This window comes from Zetaproteobacteria bacterium (assembly GCA_003696765.1).
In the GTDB taxonomy this organism is placed as follows: domain Bacteria; phylum Pseudomonadota; class Zetaproteobacteria; order Mariprofundales; family J009; genus RFFX01.
This window is the reverse complement of the sequence record RFFX01000094.1, coordinates 1-18,759: the sequence shown is the minus strand read 5'-3', so window position 1 is coordinate 18,759 and position 18,759 is coordinate 1. Positions and strand designations below refer to the sequence as shown.

The window sequence follows — 18,759 nt, the reverse complement described above, 5'->3', positions numbered from 1 at the left end:
GGCGGGCGCGCGGCCGAGAAGCTGGTGTTCGGGCATTTGTCCACCGGCGCCTCGGACGACCTGGCCAAGGCCACGGACATCGCCCGCGACATGGTGATGCGCTACGGCATGAGCGACGAGCTGGGTTATGTGGTCTATGACGAGCGGCAGCCCGGATTCCTCGGCAAGCCGGGCGAGCCGATGTTCGGCGCCTCGCCCCGCTACAGCGAGGCGACGGCGCAGGCCATCGACGCCGAGGTGAAGGCCATCATCCACCGCCAGTTCGCGCAGGCCACGAAGATCCTGCAGGAGAATCGCGAGGTGCTGGAGCGCTGCGCCCGGGCACTGCTGGAACAGGAGACATTGGACGAGGCGCAGCTGGTGGCGTTGACCCGGGAGCTGAAACGGGCAGGCTGAGGCTGGCGCGGCCAGGATGGCCGCGCAACTCCGGAGGATGCAGGCGCAGCCGACGGATTTGTGAGGCGATCGAAGACCGCGCTCTTCGATCGCCGTCGAGCAAACAGTCCATGGACGGACTGTTTGCGATCTGAATCAATTTGATCGAAGTCACCTTTGCCGGAGCGCTGCTCGCCGGGCTGCTCTCCTTTCTCTCACCCTGCGTGTTGCCGCTGGTGCCGGCCTACCTCTCCTACGTCTCCGGCGTTTCGGTCGACGAGCTGCGCGCGGCCGGGTCGGATGGTGCGGCCGCCGGCACGCTGCGGCGGCGGGCGGTGGTGCAGTCGGTCTGGTTCATCATCGGATTCAGCCTGGTCTTCATCGCGCTCGGCGCCTCGGCGACGATGATCGGCCGCTGGCTGCTTGCACACATGCAGTTGCTGGGCAGGGTGGCCGGCATCGTCATCATCCTCTTCGGCCTGCACTACACCGGCATTCTGCGCATCCCTCTGCTCATGGTCGATGCCCGCTTCGACGCCGGTCGCGTCGATGCCCGGCAGTGGCTGGGCGCGCTGCTGCTCGGCGGAGCCTTCGCCTTCGGCTGGACGCCGTGCATCGGGCCGATCCTGGGGGCGATCCTGGCCATCGCCGGTGCGCAGGCCGATCTGGCGCGCGGCATCGCCCTGCTGGCCGTCTACTCGGCGGGGCTGGCGATCCCCTTTCTACTGGCCGCACTGGCCACCGACGCCTTCCTGCGCTGGTCGCAGGGCTTCAGGCGCCACTTCGTGCTGGTCGAGCGGATCTCCGGGGGGCTGTTGATCGCGGTCGGGCTGTTGATCTTCTTCGGCAGCTTCGGTGTGATCGCCGGCTGGTTGATACGGTGGTTCCCCGCGTTGGCGGATCTTGAAGGAGCGGTGGCGCCGACGCTGTAGCGGCGCCCGGGCGCGGCCATCCTTGGCCGCGATGCCGGCTTCTTGCGAAGCCGTCAGCGGATGTTCCGGGCGATCTCCTCGGGGATCCCCTCCTCGTTGAGCGCGACGATGATCTCCCGCTGGACACGGAAGACCTCCCGCTGGAGTTGCGATTGGGTGGCCCGGTTGACGAGGAGCTTGACCCCCAGCAGGTAGCGATCGCCCTGATCGCGCAGGCCGCGGACCTCCCCCTCACCGGCCACCTTGGCCGCGCCGATGCGGAAGCGGAATTCCAGCCGGTCCCCCAACCGGATCTTCATGCGGTCGTCCTTGGGGGCCATCACGCCGATGCCTGAGGCCGAGAAGTCGATCAGCGTGCCGGTGGGGAAGCGGTAGAGGCCGCGCCGGATGTCGACGTGGACCAGATCCTGCACCTGGACGTCGATGTTGCCCCGCTGTTCGATGTAGAGCCGGCGGGAGGGCATCATTTCGAAGATGGCGATGCCGGCGTTGTGGTCGACCAGCCGCAGCGGGAAGCCGAGGGTCGCCTCGGCGTTGGCGACCAGGGTCGCCGTCTCATGGCTCGGATCGGCGGCGAGCACCCGTCCCAGCTCATGGTTGAGCTCGACCGAGATGCGGTCATGGTCGGGATCGAGATGGAGCAGCTCGCAGTAGGCGTTGATCACCACGCCGCGGAAGGTGTTGAACAGTCGTACCTGCTCCTGTTCGCGCAGCCACGCCACCGCCTCGGCGTTGGCCGGGTTGTCGAGCACCGCGACACGGCTGGCCTCCTCGGGCGGCTCGATGTCGTCGGCTGTCGGCGGTTGCCGCTCTGCATCCGGCGCCAGGCTTTCGCTCAGGGTGATCAGGGCGTCCTGCAGGCGGAAGAAGCGCGAGGTGAGATCGCGCCATTCGCTCGGCCGGTCGGGGTCGGCGAGCAGCCGGAAGAGGATCGGCTGGCTCTGCAACAGCAGGAGCATCAGACGGTCCGGCGGCGCCCCCGCCTCGAGCAGCGTACCCAGCGCCTCTCTGCAGCCGCGCAGGTTGATCCCCTCCACCAGGCTGGCGGCCAGATTCCGCTGCGCCTCGGGCTGTACTTCCCCCAGCCCCTTTCCGATCCGCTGGGCGAGGACAGCCGTGGCGCGCGCCCGCGGGGACGGCTTACGATCGGTCACGAATGGTTCCCCCCACCTTCGTCGCTGCAGGCCCGCCTGCCGTATGGATGGCCGGCGGCGCGCGCCCGGGCCTGCTGCCGCCGCCAGGCGGCGATTCGCGCATGATCGCCGGAGCGTAACACTTCGGGGACCCATTGTGAATCGTAACATTCCGGCCGGGTGTAGTGGGGCCAGTCGAAGATTCGGTCCGGCTCTTCGTCGGCGAACGACTCCTGCCGCGCCGACTCGGCGTTGCCCAGGGCGCCGGGAAGCAGGCGGATGACCCCGTCGAGCAGGGCCAGCGCGGCCGGTTCGCCGCCGGAGAGGACGAAGGGGCCGAGCGAGATCTTGTCGTCGATGTAGCGCTCGACCCGGGCGTCGATCCCCTCGTAGCGGCCGCAGAGCAGGGTGATGCCGGGAAGGCGGGCCAGCTCGCGCAGCAGCCGCTGGGTCAGCGGCCGCCCCTCCGGCGCGAGCATGATCACACGGGTGTCGGGATGGTCGTCGCGCGCCTTTGCGATGGCGCGGGCGATCGGCTCCACCTTCATCACCATGCCGGGGCCGCCTCCGTAAGGGGCGTCATCCACCTTGCGGTGTTTGTCGCGGCAGAAATCGCGGATGTTGATGAGGCAGAGCTCGACCAGCCCGCGCTCCACCGCCCGGGCCGGGATGGAGCAGGCCAGCGGCGAGTCGAAGAACTCGGGGAAGAGGGTCAGGATCTGAGCGTGAAACAGGCCTCGATCCCCTCGGGCAGGTCGGTGGTCACCAGGCGCGCGCGGAGGTCGACGCGCACGATGGTCTCGTGGGTGTAGGGGAGCATCCATTCGCCGCCGCGCCGCGCATCGGCCACCACCAGGATGTCCGACGCCCCGTAGGCCTCCAGCCGTACGATCGAGCCGAGCCCGCCCAGGCGGAGGTCGTCGACGCGGCAGCCGACCAGGTCGTGCCAGAGCGTCTCGTCGGGGGCGGTGCGCTCCCTGGCGGCGGTGAGCGGCACGAAGATCCTTCCCCCGGCCACGCCCTCGGCGGCGGTGCGGTCGGTGATCCCCTCGAGTGTGGCGAGTATCCCCCTGCCATGGGGGTGGCAGCGGAGGAGCCGGTAGCGGCGGGCGGCGGCGCCGTGGTCGCCGATCCACCAGAAGGGGTAGTCGGCGATGGCCGAGGGGGGGCGGGTCAGTGAGCGGATGCGCAGCGCACCCCGGACGCCGTGGCAGCCGGCGACGGCGCCTACCTCGATCCAGCAGGATGGGGCAGGGTCGTCGCCTGCCGTTCCGGAGCCCGCCTCCATCGCCGGGGAGGAGGCGCCGGCGGTCAGGCGCTCTGCTGCGCGCGCGCCCTTTCGATGATGCCGGCGACCCGCTGCGAGACCCGTGCGCCCCGCGATTGCCACAGCTCGACCCGCTCCAGATCGATCTTGAACTCCTCCGGGTCGGTCAGGGGGTTGAGGTAGCCCAGCCGTTCGATGGCGGCGCCGTCGCGGCGGTTGCGCTCGTCGGTGACGACGATGGAGTAGAACGGACGCTTCTTGCGGCCGCGCCGTTGCAGTCGGATTACAGTTGCCATGTCGGTGTTTGCCAACCTCCGGAATGGGGCTTCGGACGGGGCGTGGAGCCGCCCGCAAAGGGGCGCGCACTCTACCGTCCGCCGCACGTATGTCACCCCGTGCGGCGGTGGAAGGACGCCGTTCACCGGCTGTGGGAGGGCGCTGGATGGCGGTGTGGTGTTTGACGCGGAGGTGAGCCCTCCCATAATGGCGCTTCCCCCGCTGGCGGGGCCGGTGGGTGGGGGCGGTCTGTTTTTGTCCGAAAAACAGTCTGTTGTCTTTTCTGGACGGGGGTGGGTCCTGCGGTCGGAGCGGTATCGGATCAAGGTTGCAGGCCCCCACGGCGTGCGGGCGCGCGACTGGGACGAGGCGGTTCCGGCCGGGGATTTGAGCGATGCGGCGATCGGCGGCGTCGATGCGTTGCCCGCGCTGCGCGGTGATGTCTGGTGGCGCGGCTCGCTGTTGCCGGTGGAGGGGGGGTGGCACCTCTCGGGCAGCTTCGAGATCGAGACGCGGCGGGAGTGCGCCCGTTGCACCCGACGCTTCTGGTGGCGGCTGCAGGTCCGTGTCGATCGTCCCTTTCTCACCGCCGAGCTCGAGGATGATCCGCGGGTCGATGCGACGGGGATGGCCCATCTGATCGATCTGTTGCGTGAGGAGGTGTGGTTGGCCTGGCCCCGCTTCGTCCTCTGCCGTGCGGAGTGCTCCGGCGGGCCGGTGGAGCGGCGGGTGGGAGATGATCCCAATCCGTTCGCGTCATTGGCGGGGTTGAAGTTCGAATAGGGAGGTGGCCCGCGGCCAGAAGGGGTTGCGGGATCCACGAACGTGGCATACGGCCGTGCGGCCCATGGATGGGCTGCAGCGGCGAGAGAGAGGATCATGGCGGTTCCCAAGAGAAAGACGAGCAAGTCACGGCGCAACATGCGCCGTTCGCACGATGGCCTCAAGCGCGCCGGGATGACGCGTTGCCCGGAGTGCGACGAGGTGATGCATCCGCATCGCGCCTGCCCGACGTGCGGCAGCTATCGCGGTCGTGAGGTGATCGCGACATCGGTGATCTGACCGGGCTCCGGCCGGGGCCCCGGGCGGAGTGTGTGCAGTGACCGTCCGGATCCTCGTCGACGGCCATGGGGGCGACGACGCCCCCGGTGTGGTGATCGATGCCCTGGCCCGGGCCGGTGCCGACTACGGCGATTCGGTGCGGCTGGGGGTGGTCGGGCGCAGCGGGCAGTTGCGTCCGCTGCTCGAGGAGGCCTCCCTGCTGCAGCAGGTGGAGTTGATCCACGCCGATGAGGTCATCGGCATGTGCGACTCTCCGGCCAGGGTGGTGCGGGGTAAGCGCAACTCCTCGATCCATGTCGGGGTGCGCGCGATCCGGGAGGGGCGGTGGGACGCCCTGGTCAGCGCGGGCAACACCGGTGCGCTGATGGCCGTCTCCAAGCTGCTGTTGCGCACCCTGCCCGGGGTGGACCGGCCGGCGATCGCCTCGCTCATCCCCTCGGTCGAGTCGGAGTCGCTCTTCCTCGATATCGGTGCCAACGTCGAGTGTGCGCCGCACCATCTGGTGCAGTTTGCGCAGATGGGGTCGTGCTACATGCAGGTGGCCGAGGGGGTGCGCAACCCGCGGGTCGGCCTGCTCAACATCGGCAGCGAGGAGATCAAGGGGACCGAGGTGGTCAAGGAGGCGGCGGCCCTGCTGGCCCGGGAGGATACGGTCAACTACATCGGCTTCGTCGAGGCGTCGGAGATCTTCCTCGGGGTGGCCGATGTGGTGGTCTGCGACGGCTTCGTCGGCAATGTGGCGCTCAAGAGCATGGAGGGGACGGCGCGGCTGATCCTCAACCACCTCAGCCAGGAGTTGCGCTCGGCGCCGGTGGCGCGCATCGGTGCCATGCTGGCCGGCAAGGCGCTGCGTCGGACCAGGGAGGCGCTCAGCCCGGGCGAACACAACGGTGCGCCGCTGCTGGGGCTCAACGGCGTGGTGGTGAAGAGCCACGGCTCCGCCGACGGACATGCACTGGCCTGCGCCATCGAGGTGGCGCGGCGGGAGGTGGAGGAGGATCTGCTCGGCCGTCTGCGCAGGGCGATCGGCGGGTGATGCTCCACACCCACCTAACCGGTGTCGGCGCCTACCTGCCGCAGCGGGTGGTGACCAACGACGAGTTGGCCATGCGGGTGGATACCTCCGATGCGTGGATCCGGGAGCGCACCGGCATTCGGGAGCGGCGCATGGCCGCCGAGGGGGAGCGCACCTCCGATCTGGCGCTGGCCGCCGCCCGGCGGGCGCTCTCCGTGGCCGGGGTCGCGGTGGAGCAGCTCGATGCGCTGGTGGTGGCCACCACCACCCCCGATCTGATCTTTCCCTCCACCGCCGCGATCGTGCAGGCCAAACTGGGGGGGGGCGGCTTTCCGGTGTGGGACCTCCAGGCGGTCTGCGCCGGCTTCGTCTACGGGCTGGCTCAGCTCGATGCGATGATGCGCGCCGGCATGTTCCGTCGCGCGTTGCTCATCGGTGCGGAGACCATGTCCCGCATCCTCAACTGGGACGATCGCTCCACCTGTGTGCTCTTCGGCGATGGTGCCGGCGCGGTGGTGCTGGAGGCGCGCCCGGAGGAGGGTGGGGTGATCGGTTCGGTGCTGCATGGCGACGGCGCCCATCGTGATCTGCTCAAGGCGCAATACGGGAGGGTGGAGCAGAGCGACCGTCCCGACTTCCACACCGACGCCGCCGGTGTGGCGGCGATCGAGATGCGCGGCAACGAGGTGTTTCGCATTGCGGTCAAGTCGCTGGGCGCGGTGGTCGGCGAGGTGCTCTCCCTCCACGGGCTGGGCGAGGAGGATGTCGATTGGCTGGTGCCGCATCAGGCCAATCTCCGTATCATCCGGGCCATTGCCAGGCGGTTGCGCCTGCCGGAGGAGCGGGTGGCGGTCACCGTTGACCGGCACGCCAACACGTCGGCGGCCAGCGTCCCCCTGGCCCTGGACCACCTCTACCGGCGGGGGAGGCTGCTGCCCGGGCAGTTGCTGCTGCTCGAGTCGTTCGGGGCCGGTTTCGTCTGGGGGGCCAACCTGTTGCGTTGGGGGATTCCCCCCGCGGCGTAGGGGCGCCGCCGCGCAGATTCGTCTTGTACTTACCAAACCGTGCGCGACCGTCCCGGTCGCGGATGCCGGCTGTGGGGCCGGCATACTCCATCATCGAGGTTGTCATGTCCGGTCACAGCAAATGGTCCACCATCAAGCACAAGAAAGCGGCGGCCGATGCCAAGCGCGGCAAAATCTTCACCCGCTACATCCGCGAGCTGACCATCGCCGCCCGGGGCGGCGCCGATCCGGACGGCAACCCCCGCTTGCGTGCGGCGATCGCCGCGGCCAAGGGGGTGAACATGCCCAAGGAGAACATCGAGCGCGCCATCCTGCGCGGCTCGGGCGGCGGCGGGGGGGCGGCGCTGGAGGAGGTGCGCTACGAGGGGTACGGCCAGGGGGGGGTGGCCATCCTGGTCGACTGTGTCACCGACAACCGCAAGCGGACCGTCTCCGAGGTGCGCAGCGCCTTCAGCAAGGGGGGGGGGAGCATGGGCGAGACAGGCTGTGTCTCGTGGATGTTCCACCAGAAGGGGCAGATCATCTTCGACCGCAATGAAGTGAGCGAGGATGAGATCATGGAGGTGGCGCTCGATGCGGGGGCCGAGGATATCCGGGACAAGGAGGAGGAGGGGTGTGTCGAGGTGTTGACCGACCCCGCCGACTTCGTCCCCGTCAAGGAGGCGCTGGAGGCGGCCGGATTCACGCCGCAGGTGGCCGAGCTCTCCTGGATTCCAGAGAACCTGGTCCATGTCGAGGGTGAGACCGCCGAGAAGGTGCTCAAGCTGATCGAGCGACTGGAGGAGCTGGACGACGTCCAGCAGGTCTCCGCCAACTACGACATCAGCGAGGCGGAGTTGGAACGCATCAACGGGTGAGCCTCCCATCGCGCCCCGCCGCGCCGGCCGACGGCACGGTCTTCGAGGAGCAGGTCACGGTGGTGGCCAACGCCTCCCATCCCGGCGGGCAGTTTCTCCTGCGGCTCCATGCGCCGCAGATCGCCGCCGCCGCCCTGCCGGGGCAGTTCATCCATCTGCGATGCGACCGGTTGCTGCCGCTGCGCCGCCCCTTCTCGCTGATGTGGGCCGATTCCTCGGAGGGTCGGATCGACCTGCTGGTCAAGGAGGTTGGGAGGGGCACGCGCGCGCTGCGGCGGCAGCCGGAAGGGGCGCGGCTGCCCGCCCTGGGGCCGATCGGCCGGCCGTTCGACCTCTCCGATCGGAGCCGCGCCTATCTCTGCATCGGCGGTGGGGTAGGCATCCCGCCGATGATCTTCGCCGCCTTGCGCGCGCCCGATCCCGGGCGCGTGTTGCTGTTGGCCGGCTCCGAGGTGCCGTTTCCCTTCGCCCTGGTCCCCTCCGGCTTCCTGGTGGCGGGGATGGAGGGGGACACCATCATGGCCATCCGCTCGCTCGAGGAGCGCGGCATCGCCTCGCGGCTGGCCAGCAGGGCGGGCTTCTACGGCTGTTTCGATGGATTCGTGCCGCAGCTGGCCGAGCGCCATCTTCTGGCGCTTGAGCCGTCGGCACGCAACCGCTGCAGCTTGCTGGCCTGCGGCCCGCCGGCCATGCTGCGCGCGGTGGCGGCGTTGGGCCGCCGCTTCGGTTTGCCGACGCAACTCTCGCTGGAGGAGTATATGGCCTGCGGTATCGGCGGCTGCGCCGGCTGCGTGGTCAGGACCGTGGAGCAGGGGGTGGCGCGCTACCGGCGGGTCTGCGTCGACGGTCCGGTCTTCGATGCCGCGCTGCTGCCGGAGCTATGATCGAATCGCAAAAAGTCCATGGCCGCGGATGCCGCCTTCCTGCGAAGTCGGCATCCACTGCAGTGCGAAGCCACGATGGAGGGCGATAGACCGATGGAACAATCCGAGATTCTTGCGCTGTACCGCGACAGTGGCGCCCTGCTGGAGGGCCACTTCATCCTCTCCAGCGGTCGCCATTCGGCCACCTACCTGCAGTCGGCGCTGGTGCTGGCCGATCCCCGGCGGGCGGAGCGGCTGGGTGCCGCACTGGCCGCGCAGGTCGAGCGCGCCGACTACGATCTGGTGGTCTCCCCCGCGCTCGGCGGGCTGATCATCGGCCATGAGGTGGCGCGCTCGCTGGGGCTGCCCTTCATCTTCACCGAGCGCAAGGGCGGGGCGATGCAACTGCGCCGCGGCTTCACCGTGCCGCGCGGTGCCCGCGTGCTGGTGGTCGAGGATGTGATCACCACCGGCGGTTCGGTGCGCGAATGCATGGCGGTGATCGCCGCGCACGGCGGGGAGCCGCGGCAGGTGCTGGCGGTGGTCGATCGCGCGCCGGCGGCCGGCGGCCGATTCGCCGTGCCGCATCGGGCGCTGCTGGCCATGGATGTGCAGACCTTCGCCACGGGCGACTGTCCGCTCTGTCGCGAGGGGCGGCTGCCGGCGGTCAGGCCCGGCAGCCGGGGGGCGGCGTAGCCGTGGCCGACGCGCGGCCTCCCATCCGCTGTTTCCCCTTCGGCGGTGTCGGGGAGTTCGGCAAGAACATGATGGTCTACGCCGTCGGCGATGACGCCGTGATCATCGACTGCGGGCTCGGCTTCCCCAATCCGTGGCACCACGGCATCGACCTGTTGATCCCCGACATCTCCGCCCTGTCGGAGCTGGGGTTGCGGCTGCACGCCATCGTGCTCACCCACGGCCACGAGGATCACATCGGCGGGCTGCCCTTCCTGCTGCCACAGCTGAAGCTGCCGGTCTACGGCACCCCGACCACCCTCGGGCTGCTCGAGGGGAAGCTGGAGGAGCTCCACTACAAGGGGGATCTGCGGCCTCTGCCCGAGCTGGAGCCGATCGCGGTCGGTCCGCTGCGGATCGAGGCGATTCCGGTGACCCACTCGATCATGGATGCGGTCTCCATCGCCATCGAGACGCCGCGCGGCTACATCGTCCACACCGGGGACTTCAAGCTCGACATGGCGCCGCTCGACGGACGCACCACCGCGCTGCACCGTTTCGCCTCGCTGGGGGATGCCGGCGTGGTGCTGCTGGCCTCCGATTCGACCAACGCCACCCGCAGCGGCAGCAGCGCCAGCGAGCGCAGCGTCGGCCCCGTCCTCAAGCAGGAGATCGCCGGCTGTCGCGGCAAGGTGGTGGTGACCACCTTCGCCTCCAACATGTTCCGCATCCAGCAGATCATCGACGCCGCCAGTGCCAACGGCCGTCGGGTGGCCTTCGCCGGCCGCTCGCTGGAGCGCAACAGCGCCATCGCCAACCGACTGGGGCGGCTCTCCATCCCTTCGGGCATCATGGTGGACATCAGGCAGTGCAAGGAGATCGCCGACCACGAGCTCTTGATCATCGCCACCGGATCGCAGGGCGAGGCGCGGGCGGCGCTGGCCCGCATCGCCCAGAACCAGTTCCCCGGCATCCGGCTGGGCGAGGGGGATCTGGTCCTCTTCTCCTCCTCGGCGATCCCCGGCAACGAGCGTTCCATCGCCGGGCTGTTCGACCACATCTGCCGCCGCGGCGCCCGCATCCGCCACGCCGGCCAGGCCCACCTCCACGTCTCCGGCCACGGGCAGGGGCATGAGCTCAAGACGATGATGCAGCTCACCCGCCCGCGCTACTTCTACCCGGTGCACGGCGAGTACCGCTACCTGCAGGAGCACAGAAACCTGGCCCGCCAGACCGGGATTCCCGAGGAGCGGATCATCATCGCCGAGAACGGCCAGAGCGTAGTGATCGACGATCGGGGCATCCGCCACGGCAAGGGGTTCCATGCCGGCGCCATCTTCGTCGACGGGCAGGCGCGCGACGAGGTGGATACCATGGTGCTGCGCGACCGCCGCACCCTGGCCGAGGAGGGGTTGATCACCGCCAGTGTGATCATCAACGCCAACGAGGGGGCGGTGATCGGCCAGCCGGAGCTGACCGCGCGCGGTCTGCTCCATCAGGAGGTGCGGGAGGAGGCGCTGGAGGAGGCGCGCACGAAGCTGCTCGCCCATCTGGAGGGGCTGGAGCGCGAACAGTTGACCGATCTGGAGTTCCTGCGCGAGGACGTGCGCATCTGGCTGCGCCGCTGGTGCAAGCGGGCCCTGCAGAAGCGGCCGCTGGTCGTCGCGGTGGTGATCGGGATCTGACGCGGCCGGCGGGAGGCAGGCGATGAAGGGGCATTCGCTGGCCCGCGAGTCGCTGGCTCTGCTGCTGTCGGCGCTGGCTCTGCTGCTCGCCCTCGCCCTCTACTCCTTCTCGCCGGAGGATCCGTCGCTGAACCATGTCGCGGCGGCGGGAGGCGTGCACAACATGGTCGGAGTCGTCGGCGCCTGGACGGCCGATCTCCTCTATCAGCTCTTCGGCTACGGCAGTTGGTTTCTGCTGGTGCTGCTGGCGGCGGCGGTGGTGCGCATCCTGCTGGGGATCCGCCCCTGCACCGGCCGCTGGAGCAGCCTCTTCTGGCTCCCCTTCGTCATCGGCCTCTCCGCGCTGCTCGCCGCCCATGCGTCGCTTCTCTCCGGGCTGCCGCCACTGCCCGCCGGCGTCGGCGGCGCGCTCGGCGGTATGCTGGCCGAACAGCTCGGCGCGCCGCTGCACGCCGTCGGCCGCGATGTCCTACTGGTCGCCTTCTGCCTCAGCACGCTGGTGCTGGCCTCGCGCTGTTCGCTGGTGATGTTGGTGGTCCACGGCTGGCGGCTGGGCGGTCGGCTGCTCGGATGGCTGGCCCGGGGGGCCTCACGCCGCCTCACCCGCGCCCGGGAGCGGCTCGACGAGCAGCGCGATCGGCTGGTCGGGGAGGAGCAGCGCAGGCAGCGGCGGGCCGGGCGGCCGGAGCTGGCCACCAGAAGCGAGAAGCTGGAGATCACCCCCCCGGCGGAGGTGGAGCCGTCACGGCGGGCGCAGGAGGAGAGCCAGAAGGAGCTGCCGCTGCCGCCGGCGGAGCCTCCGGAGCGGGGGCGCCCCTTCCATCTGCCCAGCCTCTCGCTCTTCTCGGCGGTGCGGGAGAAGCGGCAGATGAGTGAGGAGGCGCTGCAGGCGATGGCCCGGCTGCTGGAGAAGAAGCTGCTCGACTACAAGGTGCAGGGCAAGGTGGTGGCGATCCAGCCGGGGCCGGTGGTGGTGCAGTTCGAGTTCGAGCCGGCGCCGGGGACCAAGCTCAGCCGCGTGGTCGGGCTGCAGGACGACCTGGCCCGCTCGATGGCCGCGGTCAGCGTGCGTGTCTCCGGCAACATCTCCGGCCGCAACACCATCGGCATCGAGATCCCCAACAACCGGCGGCAGACCGTGCTGATGCACGAGGTGCTGGCCAGCAAGGCCTTCGCCGATCGCAAGAAGGTGATCCCGCTCGCCCTGGGGGTGGACATCGCCGGCAGGCCGGTGGTCGCCGACCTGGCCCGCATGCCCCATCTGCTGGTCGCCGGCACCACCGGTTCGGGCAAGTCGGTCTCGATCAACGCCATGATCTGCTCGATGTTGATGACCCACACGCCGGAGCGGCTGCGGATGATCATGGTCGATCCCAAGATGCTCGAGCTGTCGGTCTATGAGGATATTCCCCACCTGCTGGTGCCGGTGGTGACCGACCCGCACAAGGCGAACAAGGCGCTGGCCTGGGCGGTCTACGAGATGGAGCGCCGCTATCAGCTGATGAGCAAGGCCAGGGTGCGCAACATCCTCGGCTACAACAAGCAGGTGGCCGCAGGCAGGCTGCCGCCGATGACCGGCGAGGACGGCGGCGAGGTGGCGCATGTGCCGCTGCCCTTCATCGTGGTGATCATCGACGAGCTGGCCGATCTGATGATGGTCGCCGGCAAGGAGGTGGAGCAGTCGATCTGCCGCATCGCCCAGAAGGCGCGCGCCGCCGGCATCCACCTCATCCTGGCCACCCAGCGCCCCAGCGTCGATGTGATCACCGGCCTGATCAAGGCCAATCTGCCCAGCCGCATCGCCTTTCAGGTCTCCTCACGCATCGACTCGCGCACCATTCTCGATCAGATGGGGGCCGAGCAGCTGCTCGGCATGGGCGATTCGCTCTTTCTCGACGGCGGCCGCGATCTGATCCGGGTCCACGGCGCCTTCATCTCCGACGAGGAGGTGGTCGGGCTGGTCGAGTATCTCAAGCAGCAGGCGCCGCCCGACTACGATCCCACGGTCTTCGCGGCGGCCGATGGGGGGGCGGAGGGGGGCGACGGCCGGGAGGAGCCGCGCGACGAGAAGTTCGACGAAGCGGTGGCGCTGGTGGTGGAGAAGGGGATCTGCTCGGTGTCGATGATCCAGCGCTACCTGCGCATCGGCTACAACCGCTCCAGCCGCATCGTCGAGCAGATGGAGCGGGAGGGGATCGTCACGCCGCCGGGCAACGGCGGCATCCGCAAGGTGCTGGCGCGCAAGGAGCGGGAGGATGGTTAGGGCGCAGGGCGCAAGGGTGCGCCTGCTGCTGTTCGCCATGCTCGCCTGCGGGTCGCTGCAGGCGGCCGCCGCCCCGCTGCCCGGGCCGCTCCGCCAGGCCCTCGACCGGCTCAACCGGATGGAGGGCTTCTCCGCCGCCTTCACCCAGACGCTGTCCTACCGGGACGGGTCGGTCGAGCGCTACCGCGGCAGGCTGGCCGTGCGCCGGCCGGGGATGTTCCGCTGGCACTACAGTTTCCCCTACGAACAGCTCTATGTCAGCGACGGCAAGGCGATCTGGCACTATGAGCCCGACCTGCTGCAGGCCGAACGGCTGTCGCGGTTGCAGGCGGTCGATTCGGTGGCCATGGCGCTGCTCGACGGCCGCATCAAACCCGACGAGGTGGCGCTGCTGTCGAGTTCCCCCGCGCCGGATGGCAGCATGCGGGCGTTCACCATCCGCATCCGCGGCGGGATGGTGGTGACGCTGACGCTGGACCGGCGGGGAAGGGTGGCGGCGGTGGAGCAGCGCGACGAGCTGGGCAACCGCAACCGCATCCTCCTCTCCGAGGTGGTGGAGCGGGCGCCGGATCGCGCCCGGTTCCGCTTCACCCCGCCGCGGGGGGTCGATGTGATCACCGAAGGAGAGTAGCTGGATGTATGGATTCGCAGGGGATCGTCTGCGGCGCTGGGCGGCGCTCCGGCTCTGTGCGCTGTTGTCGCTGCTCGCACCGGGGGCGCTCTACGCCGCCGGCTTCGGCGCGCCGGACAAGTCGGCCTCCGGGCTGGGGGTGGCCAACGCGATGACGGCGAGCGCGGACGACGCCTCCGCCGCCGTCTACAACCCCGCCGGCATCGCCTGGCACAGCGGCGGCCACTTCATGGCCGGCGGCATCATTCGCTGGCGCAACGCCGGTTTCGATCCCGCCGGCGCGCTGCGGAGCAGCGGCGTCAACACCGGCCACGGCTTCCTCACCCACATGGGCCACGGCAGCGACTACGGCGTGGCCCTGGCCTGGACCATGCCGATGGCGGTCAACAACAGCTGGAGCGGCTACGGCCGCAGCGCGCTGCGGGTCAACCGCATCAACGCCAGCCTGGTGGTGGCGGCAAACAGCGCGCTCGCCTTCGCCCTCGGGCCGGATTGGTACTTCGGCAATCTCGATCTCGTCCGGCGGGGGGGTGGCGCCTTCAACGGCAGTTCGCACAACGCCGTCGGTGGCCATCTGGGGGTGATGTGGCGGCCGTGGCCGGGCTGGTCGTTCGGCGCGCTCTACCGCAGCGGCGCGGCGATGCGCTTCACCGACGGCGCCTCCACGGCGCGGTTGTCGCTGCCCGATTCGGCCCGTCTCGGTGCCGCCTGGCGGCTGCGGCGCGACCTCCGGCTGGAGCTGGATAGCCGCTGGACCCACTGGAAGAAGCTCTCCACGCTCGCCGCCTACCGCAACGGCGCGCTGCTGGTCGGTTTCACGCCGGCCCTGCGCGACACCTTCGATCTGATGGCCGGCCTCACCTGGGCCTGGCGGCTGGATACCCGCTTCCGCTTCGGCTACGCCTTCGAGCAGGGGGCGGCGAAGAAGCGCGGCTTTGATCCGGCGCTGACCGACCTCTCCGGCCACCGTATCGCCCTTGGCGCCGGCTCCGACCTCTTCGGCGTCCACATCGATGCCGCCTACTCCTACAAGTTTCAGCCTGCGGCCACGGTCAGCGGCATGGCGGGAAGCGGGCGGCTGACCCATCGGCGCCAGAGCTTCGGCATCACCATCAGCCAATACTTTTAGGACGGCTCCGGGGGCGATCGCGATGGGCGCCGAACAGCCGCAGCTCTTCGCCGGCGCTACGTCGCCGGCTCGACGGCGGGTGCCGCTGGCCCACCGGCTGCGCCCGCGGCTGCTCGACGAGGTGGTCGGCCAAGAGCACCTCACCGCCCAAGGGAGTTGGTTTCGCACCATGATCGACGAGGGGCGGGCGGGCTCGGTCATCTTCTGGGGGCCGCCGGGGGTGGGCAAGACCACGCTGGCCCACATCATGGCCGAGGCGGCGGAGCTGCCCATGCACACCCTCTCGGCGGTCTCCGCCGGCAAGCGGGAGGTGCAGCAGGTGCTGGCTCGGGCCGAAGCGGCGGGCGCCACCCACCTGCTCTTCCTCGACGAGATCCACCGCTTCAACAAGGCGCAGCAGGATGTGCTGCTGCCGGCGATCGAACGCGGCAGCCTGGTTCTGGTCGGCGCCACCACCGAGAATCCCTCCTTTTCGCTCAACAACGCGTTGCTCTCCCGCTGCCGGGTGGTGGTGCTCGATCCGCTCGATGCGGCCGCGCTGGAGCGGATGCTGCGCCGCGCGATCGACCACATCCGTCAGGAGCATGCCGGCTTCGCCCTCGATGAGGAAGCGGTCGCCGAGCTGGCGGCGATCGCCGACGGCGACGGCCGTTATGCGCTCAATCTGCTGGAGGAGCTGCTCGCCGCCGACGATCGGCGCTGTTGGAGCCGGGCGGAGGTGCGCCGGACGGTGGCGCGCAAGGCCGCCGCCTACGATCGCGATGGCGATTTCCACTACGACCTGATCTCGGCGCTGCACAAGTCGGTGCGCGATTCCGACGCCGACGCCGCCTGCTACTGGCTGGCGCGCATGCTCGAGGCGGGCGAGGAGCCGCGCTATCTGATCAGGCGGATGATCCGGATGGCCACCGAGGATGTCGGGCTGGCCGATCCGCGCGCGCTCTCCGTGGCGCTCGATGCGCTGCGCATGTTCGAGACACTCGGTTCGCCCGAGGGGGAGCAGGGGCTGTTCGCCGCCGCCGTCTACCTGGCGCTCGCCCCCAAGAGCAACGCGCTCTACATGGCGGAGAAGGCGGCGCGCAGGCTGGCTGCCGACAGCCGCGACGCCGCGGTGCCGCTCCATCTGCGCAACGCCCCGACCCGGCTGATGAAGGAGCTGGGCCATGGCGCCGGCTACCGCTACGCCCACGACGATCCCGACGGGGTGGTGGCGCAGCGGCACTTCCCCGACGGCGTTGCGCCGGAGGCTCCGCTCTACCGGCCGGTGGCGCGGGGATTCGAGCGCACGCTGGGCGAGCGCATCCGCTGGCTCGAGCAGCAGCGGGAGCGGCGCGGAGGATGAGCGGCCAACTGCTGGCGGTTGCGCTGGGCGGCGCGCTGGGGGCGATGGCCCGCTTCCTGGCCGCCTCCGGCGTGCAGCGGCTGGCCGGCGCCTCCCCCTTCCCGTGGGGGACGCTGCTGGTCAACGCCACCGGCTCGTTTCTGCTCGGTTTCCTCTTCGTCTGGCTGGTGGAGCGCAGCAGCAGCGGCGAGCTGGTGCGCATGGCGGTCACCGTCGGCTTCCTCGGCGCCTTCACCACCTTCTCCACCTTCTCGGTCGAGTCGATCCGGCTGGTGCAGTCCGGCTCCTTCGCGTTGGCTGCGGCCAATGTGATTGCCCAAGTGCTGCTCTGCCTCCCCCTCGCCTGGCTGGGGATCCAGTTGGCCCGCACGTTGTGAGGGTGGAGGGCTCCTCCTTAGGCTAGATCCCTTCGCCGATACCGACCCGACCGTCGGCGAAGACCGGGGTCGAGAGATACTTCTCGCCGCCGTCGGGAAAGATCACCACGATGGTGGCCGGGGGGCGGCAACGGCCGGCCACTTCGATCGCCGCGGCCAGCGCGCAGCCGCACGACTGGCCGGCGAGGATCCCCTCACGCCGCGCCAGCTCCCGGGTCAGCCGGTAGGCCCGTTCGGTGTCGACGCCGATCTTCTCGTCGAATCCCTCCGGGTCGTAGATGCCGGGGAGGATGCTCGATGCCATGTGCTTGAGCCCCTCGATGCCGTGGAAGGGGGAGTCGGGTTCGGCGGCGACCACCCGGATCGCCGGATTCTGCCGCTTGAGGTAGCGGCCGGTCCCCATCAGCGTGCCGGAGGTGCCGATCGCGGCGACGAAATGGGTGACCTCCCCCTCGGTCTGGCGCCAGATCTCGGGGCCGGTCGACTCCTCGTGGGCGCGGGGGTTGGCCGGGTTGTTGTACTGGTCGGGCTTGAAGTAGCGCGCCGGCTCCATCTCGTAGATGCGGCGCGCCTCGAGGATGGCGCCGTCGGAGCCCTCCAGCGGATCGGAGAAGAGCAGCTCGGCGCCGAAGGCGCGGCAGATGCGCTTGCGCTCGTCGGAGACGTTGCCCGGCATCACCAGCCGCACCCTGTAGCCCAGCGCCGCGCCGAGCATGGCCAGGGCGATGCCGGTGTTGCCGCTGGTCGAATCGAGGATGGTCTTCTCCGGGGTGAGCAGGCCGCGGTCGATGCCGTCGCGGATCATCCAGAGTGCCGGCCGATCCTTGACCGAGCCGCCGGGGTTGAATCGCTCCAGCTTGGCCAGCAGCCGCACCCCCTCCGGCAGATCGGGAACGACGCGCCGCAGACGGATCAGCGGCGTGTTGCCGACCAGCCCGGCGACGGCGGCCATCGGGCGCGCCGCGCGAATGGTGCCCGACGGCTGCTGCCTACTCCTCTTCCGAATCGTCCGATTCCTCGTCGTCGCGATGGCGGCGGTGGTGGTGGATGCGGGCGGGAAGCCCCGCGCCGGCGGCTGGACGGTAGCGGCCGCGGGGGGGCGGCGTGCTCTGTCGCCCGCCGGGATCGGCCAGGACGGCACCGGCGGCGGCACCGATGGCGCCGCCGATCAGCGCCCCCTCCGCCGCCTTCCGGTGTGGTGCCCCGATCGCCGCCCCGGCGGCGGCGCCGATCAGCGCGCCGCGCGTGGCCGCCTGCTCCTGCTGTGGGGTGGCGCAGGCGGTGGGCAGCAGGAGCAGCAGCATCAACAGCGGCCGCAGGGTGCGGCTGCCCCCTCGGTGGGTGGCGGCCTGCCGTGGAGTTGTGTACTGTTGCATGGTTCTGGTCCCGTGGGCCTCCATGGCCGTGGATGGCCGGTATCCGGAGGAGCGGCGCACGTCCTGATCCCATCGCCGGCGCGTCCACGGAGGGACGTGTTGCGATTCGATCATGTCTTACCGACCCCGACGGGCCGTGACCCGGCCGGCGTCGATGCTGGGGCGATCGGCTGCGGCGTCAAACGTGGCTTGCGCAGCACACACTCCCTCCATGGTCGGGGAGCGGGGGGGATCGTGCCGCCATCGAACGGGCCCGGCGGTGCGGTTTGACAACGGGGTGGGAGCGGCGATCCTTGACGCAAAAAGGGGTGATGCCGGCTTCGCGGGAGCCCGGCGTCCGCGGCCATGGAGGGCTGCGCAAATCAAGTGCTTGCGTGGGCAAGCGATTGATTTGTAATGGTATCGAAGAGTGCGCTCTTCGATACCCGTCGAGCGAGAAGTCCACGGACGGACTTTTTGCGATTCGATCAAGAATG

Annotated in this window: 21 protein-coding genes; 15 read left to right on the top strand and 6 right to left on the bottom strand. The window is 69.8% G+C overall.

What is annotated here, in order from left to right:
* On the top strand, positions 1-396 hold a 396-nt coding region (locus D6682_08650), incomplete at its 5' end, for a cell division protein FtsH (GenBank protein ID RMH49778.1).
* 140 nt (positions 397-536) lie between these two features.
* A complete protein-coding gene (locus D6682_08645; GenBank protein ID RMH49777.1) occupies positions 537-1,307 on the top strand; it encodes a cytochrome c biogenesis protein CcdA in 771 nt (256 codons plus the stop codon).
* A gap of 53 nt (positions 1,308-1,360) precedes the next feature.
* Here D6682_08645 and D6682_08640 read toward each other — a convergent pair whose 3' ends face one another.
* Genes D6682_08640 through D6682_08625 form a run of 4 tightly spaced genes read right to left on the bottom strand, consistent with a single transcriptional unit; the run spans position 1,361 to position 4,003 of the window.
* Positions 1,361-2,596: a PilZ domain-containing protein gene (locus tag D6682_08640; GenBank protein RMH49776.1), complete on the bottom strand. Its 1,236-nt coding sequence runs from the start codon at positions 2,594-2,596 to the stop codon at positions 1,361-1,363.
* Complete coding sequence (trmD, locus tag D6682_08635; protein ID RMH49783.1) at positions 2,458-3,174, bottom strand: tRNA (guanosine(37)-N1)-methyltransferase TrmD; 717 nt, start codon at positions 3,172-3,174, stop codon at positions 2,458-2,460. The genes D6682_08640 and trmD overlap by 139 nt, the downstream gene beginning before the upstream one ends.
* Positions 3,153-3,728, bottom strand: coding sequence for a 16S rRNA processing protein RimM (rimM, locus tag D6682_08630; GenBank protein ID RMH49775.1), 576 nt, complete (start codon positions 3,726-3,728; stop codon positions 3,153-3,155). The genes trmD and rimM overlap by 22 nt, the downstream gene beginning before the upstream one ends.
* A gap of 23 nt (positions 3,729-3,751) precedes the next feature.
* Complete coding sequence (locus D6682_08625; protein RMH49774.1) at positions 3,752-4,003, bottom strand: 30S ribosomal protein S16; 252 nt, start codon at positions 4,001-4,003, stop codon at positions 3,752-3,754.
* On the opposite strand from D6682_08625, the gene D6682_08620 reads away from it, so the two are divergent.
* From D6682_08620 to crcB, 13 genes are all read left to right on the top strand, one after another.
* Positions 4,002-4,766, top strand: a complete 765-nt coding sequence (locus tag D6682_08620) for a DUF177 domain-containing protein (GenBank protein ID RMH49773.1) — start codon at positions 4,002-4,004, stop codon at positions 4,764-4,766. The two genes, D6682_08625 and D6682_08620, sit on opposite strands and share 2 nt — an antisense overlap.
* A 96-nt stretch (positions 4,767-4,862) precedes the next feature.
* On the top strand, positions 4,863-5,045 hold the full coding sequence (locus D6682_08615; protein RMH49772.1) for a 50S ribosomal protein L32: 183 nt from the start codon (positions 4,863-4,865) through the stop codon (positions 5,043-5,045).
* 28 nt (positions 5,046-5,073) lie between these two features.
* Positions 5,074-6,081: a phosphate acyltransferase PlsX gene (gene plsX, locus D6682_08610; GenBank protein ID RMH49771.1), complete on the top strand. Its 1,008-nt coding sequence runs from the start codon at positions 5,074-5,076 to the stop codon at positions 6,079-6,081.
* Positions 6,081-7,085 carry a ketoacyl-ACP synthase III gene (locus tag D6682_08605; protein RMH49782.1) on the top strand — a complete coding sequence of 335 codons (1,005 nt, stop codon included), beginning with the start codon at positions 6,081-6,083 and terminating at the stop codon, positions 7,083-7,085. The genes plsX and D6682_08605 overlap by 1 nt, the downstream gene beginning before the upstream one ends.
* Positions 7,086-7,189: 104 nt before the next feature.
* Positions 7,190-7,942 (top strand): YebC/PmpR family DNA-binding transcriptional regulator, encoded by a 753-nt coding sequence (locus tag D6682_08600; GenBank protein RMH49770.1) that lies wholly within the window; start codon positions 7,190-7,192, stop codon positions 7,940-7,942.
* A complete protein-coding gene (locus D6682_08595) occupies positions 7,939-8,826 on the top strand; it encodes a dihydroorotate dehydrogenase electron transfer subunit (GenBank protein ID RMH49769.1) in 888 nt (295 codons plus the stop codon). The genes D6682_08600 and D6682_08595 overlap by 4 nt, the downstream gene beginning before the upstream one ends.
* Before the next feature lie 93 nt (positions 8,827-8,919).
* On the top strand, positions 8,920-9,501 hold the full coding sequence (locus tag D6682_08590; GenBank protein ID RMH49781.1) for an orotate phosphoribosyltransferase: 582 nt from the start codon (positions 8,920-8,922) through the stop codon (positions 9,499-9,501).
* A 68-nt stretch (positions 9,502-9,569) separates the two neighbouring features.
* Positions 9,570-11,165 carry a ribonuclease J gene (locus D6682_08585; protein RMH49780.1) on the top strand — a complete coding sequence of 532 codons (1,596 nt, stop codon included), beginning with the start codon at positions 9,570-9,572 and terminating at the stop codon, positions 11,163-11,165.
* A gap of 22 nt (positions 11,166-11,187) precedes the next feature.
* Positions 11,188-13,428: a DNA translocase FtsK gene (locus D6682_08580; protein RMH49768.1), complete on the top strand. Its 2,241-nt coding sequence runs from the start codon at positions 11,188-11,190 to the stop codon at positions 13,426-13,428.
* Entirely contained in the window at positions 13,421-14,059 is a 639-nt protein-coding gene (lolA, locus tag D6682_08575) for an outer membrane lipoprotein carrier protein LolA (GenBank protein RMH49767.1), read from the top strand. The genes D6682_08580 and lolA overlap by 8 nt, the downstream gene beginning before the upstream one ends.
* Positions 14,060-14,063: 4 nt before the next feature.
* Entirely contained in the window at positions 14,064-15,188 is a 1,125-nt protein-coding gene (locus D6682_08570; GenBank protein ID RMH49766.1) for a hypothetical protein, read from the top strand.
* A gap of 22 nt (positions 15,189-15,210) precedes the next feature.
* Positions 15,211-16,530: a replication-associated recombination protein A gene (locus tag D6682_08565; GenBank protein RMH49765.1), complete on the top strand. Its 1,320-nt coding sequence runs from the start codon at positions 15,211-15,213 to the stop codon at positions 16,528-16,530.
* Complete coding sequence (crcB, locus tag D6682_08560) at positions 16,527-16,907, top strand: fluoride efflux transporter CrcB (GenBank protein RMH49764.1); 381 nt, start codon at positions 16,527-16,529, stop codon at positions 16,905-16,907. The genes D6682_08565 and crcB overlap by 4 nt, the downstream gene beginning before the upstream one ends.
* A 22-nt stretch (positions 16,908-16,929) precedes the next feature.
* Here the strand turns inward: crcB and D6682_08555 are convergent, their stop codons facing one another.
* Positions 16,930-17,859 carry a cysteine synthase gene (locus tag D6682_08555; GenBank protein ID RMH49763.1) on the bottom strand — a complete coding sequence of 310 codons (930 nt, stop codon included), beginning with the start codon at positions 17,857-17,859 and terminating at the stop codon, positions 16,930-16,932.
* A 37-nt stretch (positions 17,860-17,896) separates the two neighbouring features.
* Positions 17,897-18,283, bottom strand: a complete 387-nt coding sequence (locus D6682_08550) for a hypothetical protein (GenBank protein ID RMH49779.1) — start codon at positions 18,281-18,283, stop codon at positions 17,897-17,899.
* Positions 18,284-18,759: the final 476 nt, after the last annotated feature.

Bases quoted from the DNA above. Each gene is read 5' to 3' on its own strand.
- D6682_08585 (RMH49780.1), top strand. From the start codon at position 9,570: ATGATGGTCTACGCCGTCGGCGATGACGCCGTGATCATCGACTGCGGG.
- crcB (RMH49764.1), top strand. From the start codon at position 16,527: ATGAGCGGCCAACTGCTGGCGGTTGCGCTGGGCGGCGCGCTGGGGGCG.
- rimM (RMH49775.1), bottom strand. From the start codon at position 3,728: ATGGAGGCGGGCTCCGGAACGGCAGGCGACGACCCTGCCCCATCCTGC.
- D6682_08605 (RMH49782.1), top strand. From the start codon at position 6,081: ATGCTCCACACCCACCTAACCGGTGTCGGCGCCTACCTGCCGCAGCGG.
- D6682_08570 (RMH49766.1), top strand. From the start codon at position 14,064: ATGTATGGATTCGCAGGGGATCGTCTGCGGCGCTGGGCGGCGCTCCGG.
- D6682_08555 (RMH49763.1), bottom strand. From the start codon at position 17,859: ATGGCCGCCGTCGCCGGGCTGGTCGGCAACACGCCGCTGATCCGTCTG.
- D6682_08620 (RMH49773.1), top strand. From the start codon at position 4,002: ATGTCGGTGTTTGCCAACCTCCGGAATGGGGCTTCGGACGGGGCGTGG.
- D6682_08590 (RMH49781.1), top strand. From the start codon at position 8,920: ATGGAACAATCCGAGATTCTTGCGCTGTACCGCGACAGTGGCGCCCTG.
- D6682_08565 (RMH49765.1), top strand. From the start codon at position 15,211: ATGGGCGCCGAACAGCCGCAGCTCTTCGCCGGCGCTACGTCGCCGGCT.
- D6682_08580 (RMH49768.1), top strand. From the start codon at position 11,188: ATGAAGGGGCATTCGCTGGCCCGCGAGTCGCTGGCTCTGCTGCTGTCG.
- D6682_08600 (RMH49770.1), top strand. From the start codon at position 7,190: ATGTCCGGTCACAGCAAATGGTCCACCATCAAGCACAAGAAAGCGGCG.
- D6682_08550 (RMH49779.1), bottom strand. From the start codon at position 18,283: ATGCAACAGTACACAACTCCACGGCAGGCCGCCACCCACCGAGGGGGC.
- lolA (RMH49767.1), top strand. From the start codon at position 13,421: ATGGTTAGGGCGCAGGGCGCAAGGGTGCGCCTGCTGCTGTTCGCCATG.
- D6682_08640 (RMH49776.1), bottom strand. From the start codon at position 2,596: ATGGGTCCCCGAAGTGTTACGCTCCGGCGATCATGCGCGAATCGCCGC.
- D6682_08625 (RMH49774.1), bottom strand. From the start codon at position 4,003: ATGGCAACTGTAATCCGACTGCAACGGCGCGGCCGCAAGAAGCGTCCG.
- D6682_08615 (RMH49772.1), top strand. From the start codon at position 4,863: ATGGCGGTTCCCAAGAGAAAGACGAGCAAGTCACGGCGCAACATGCGC.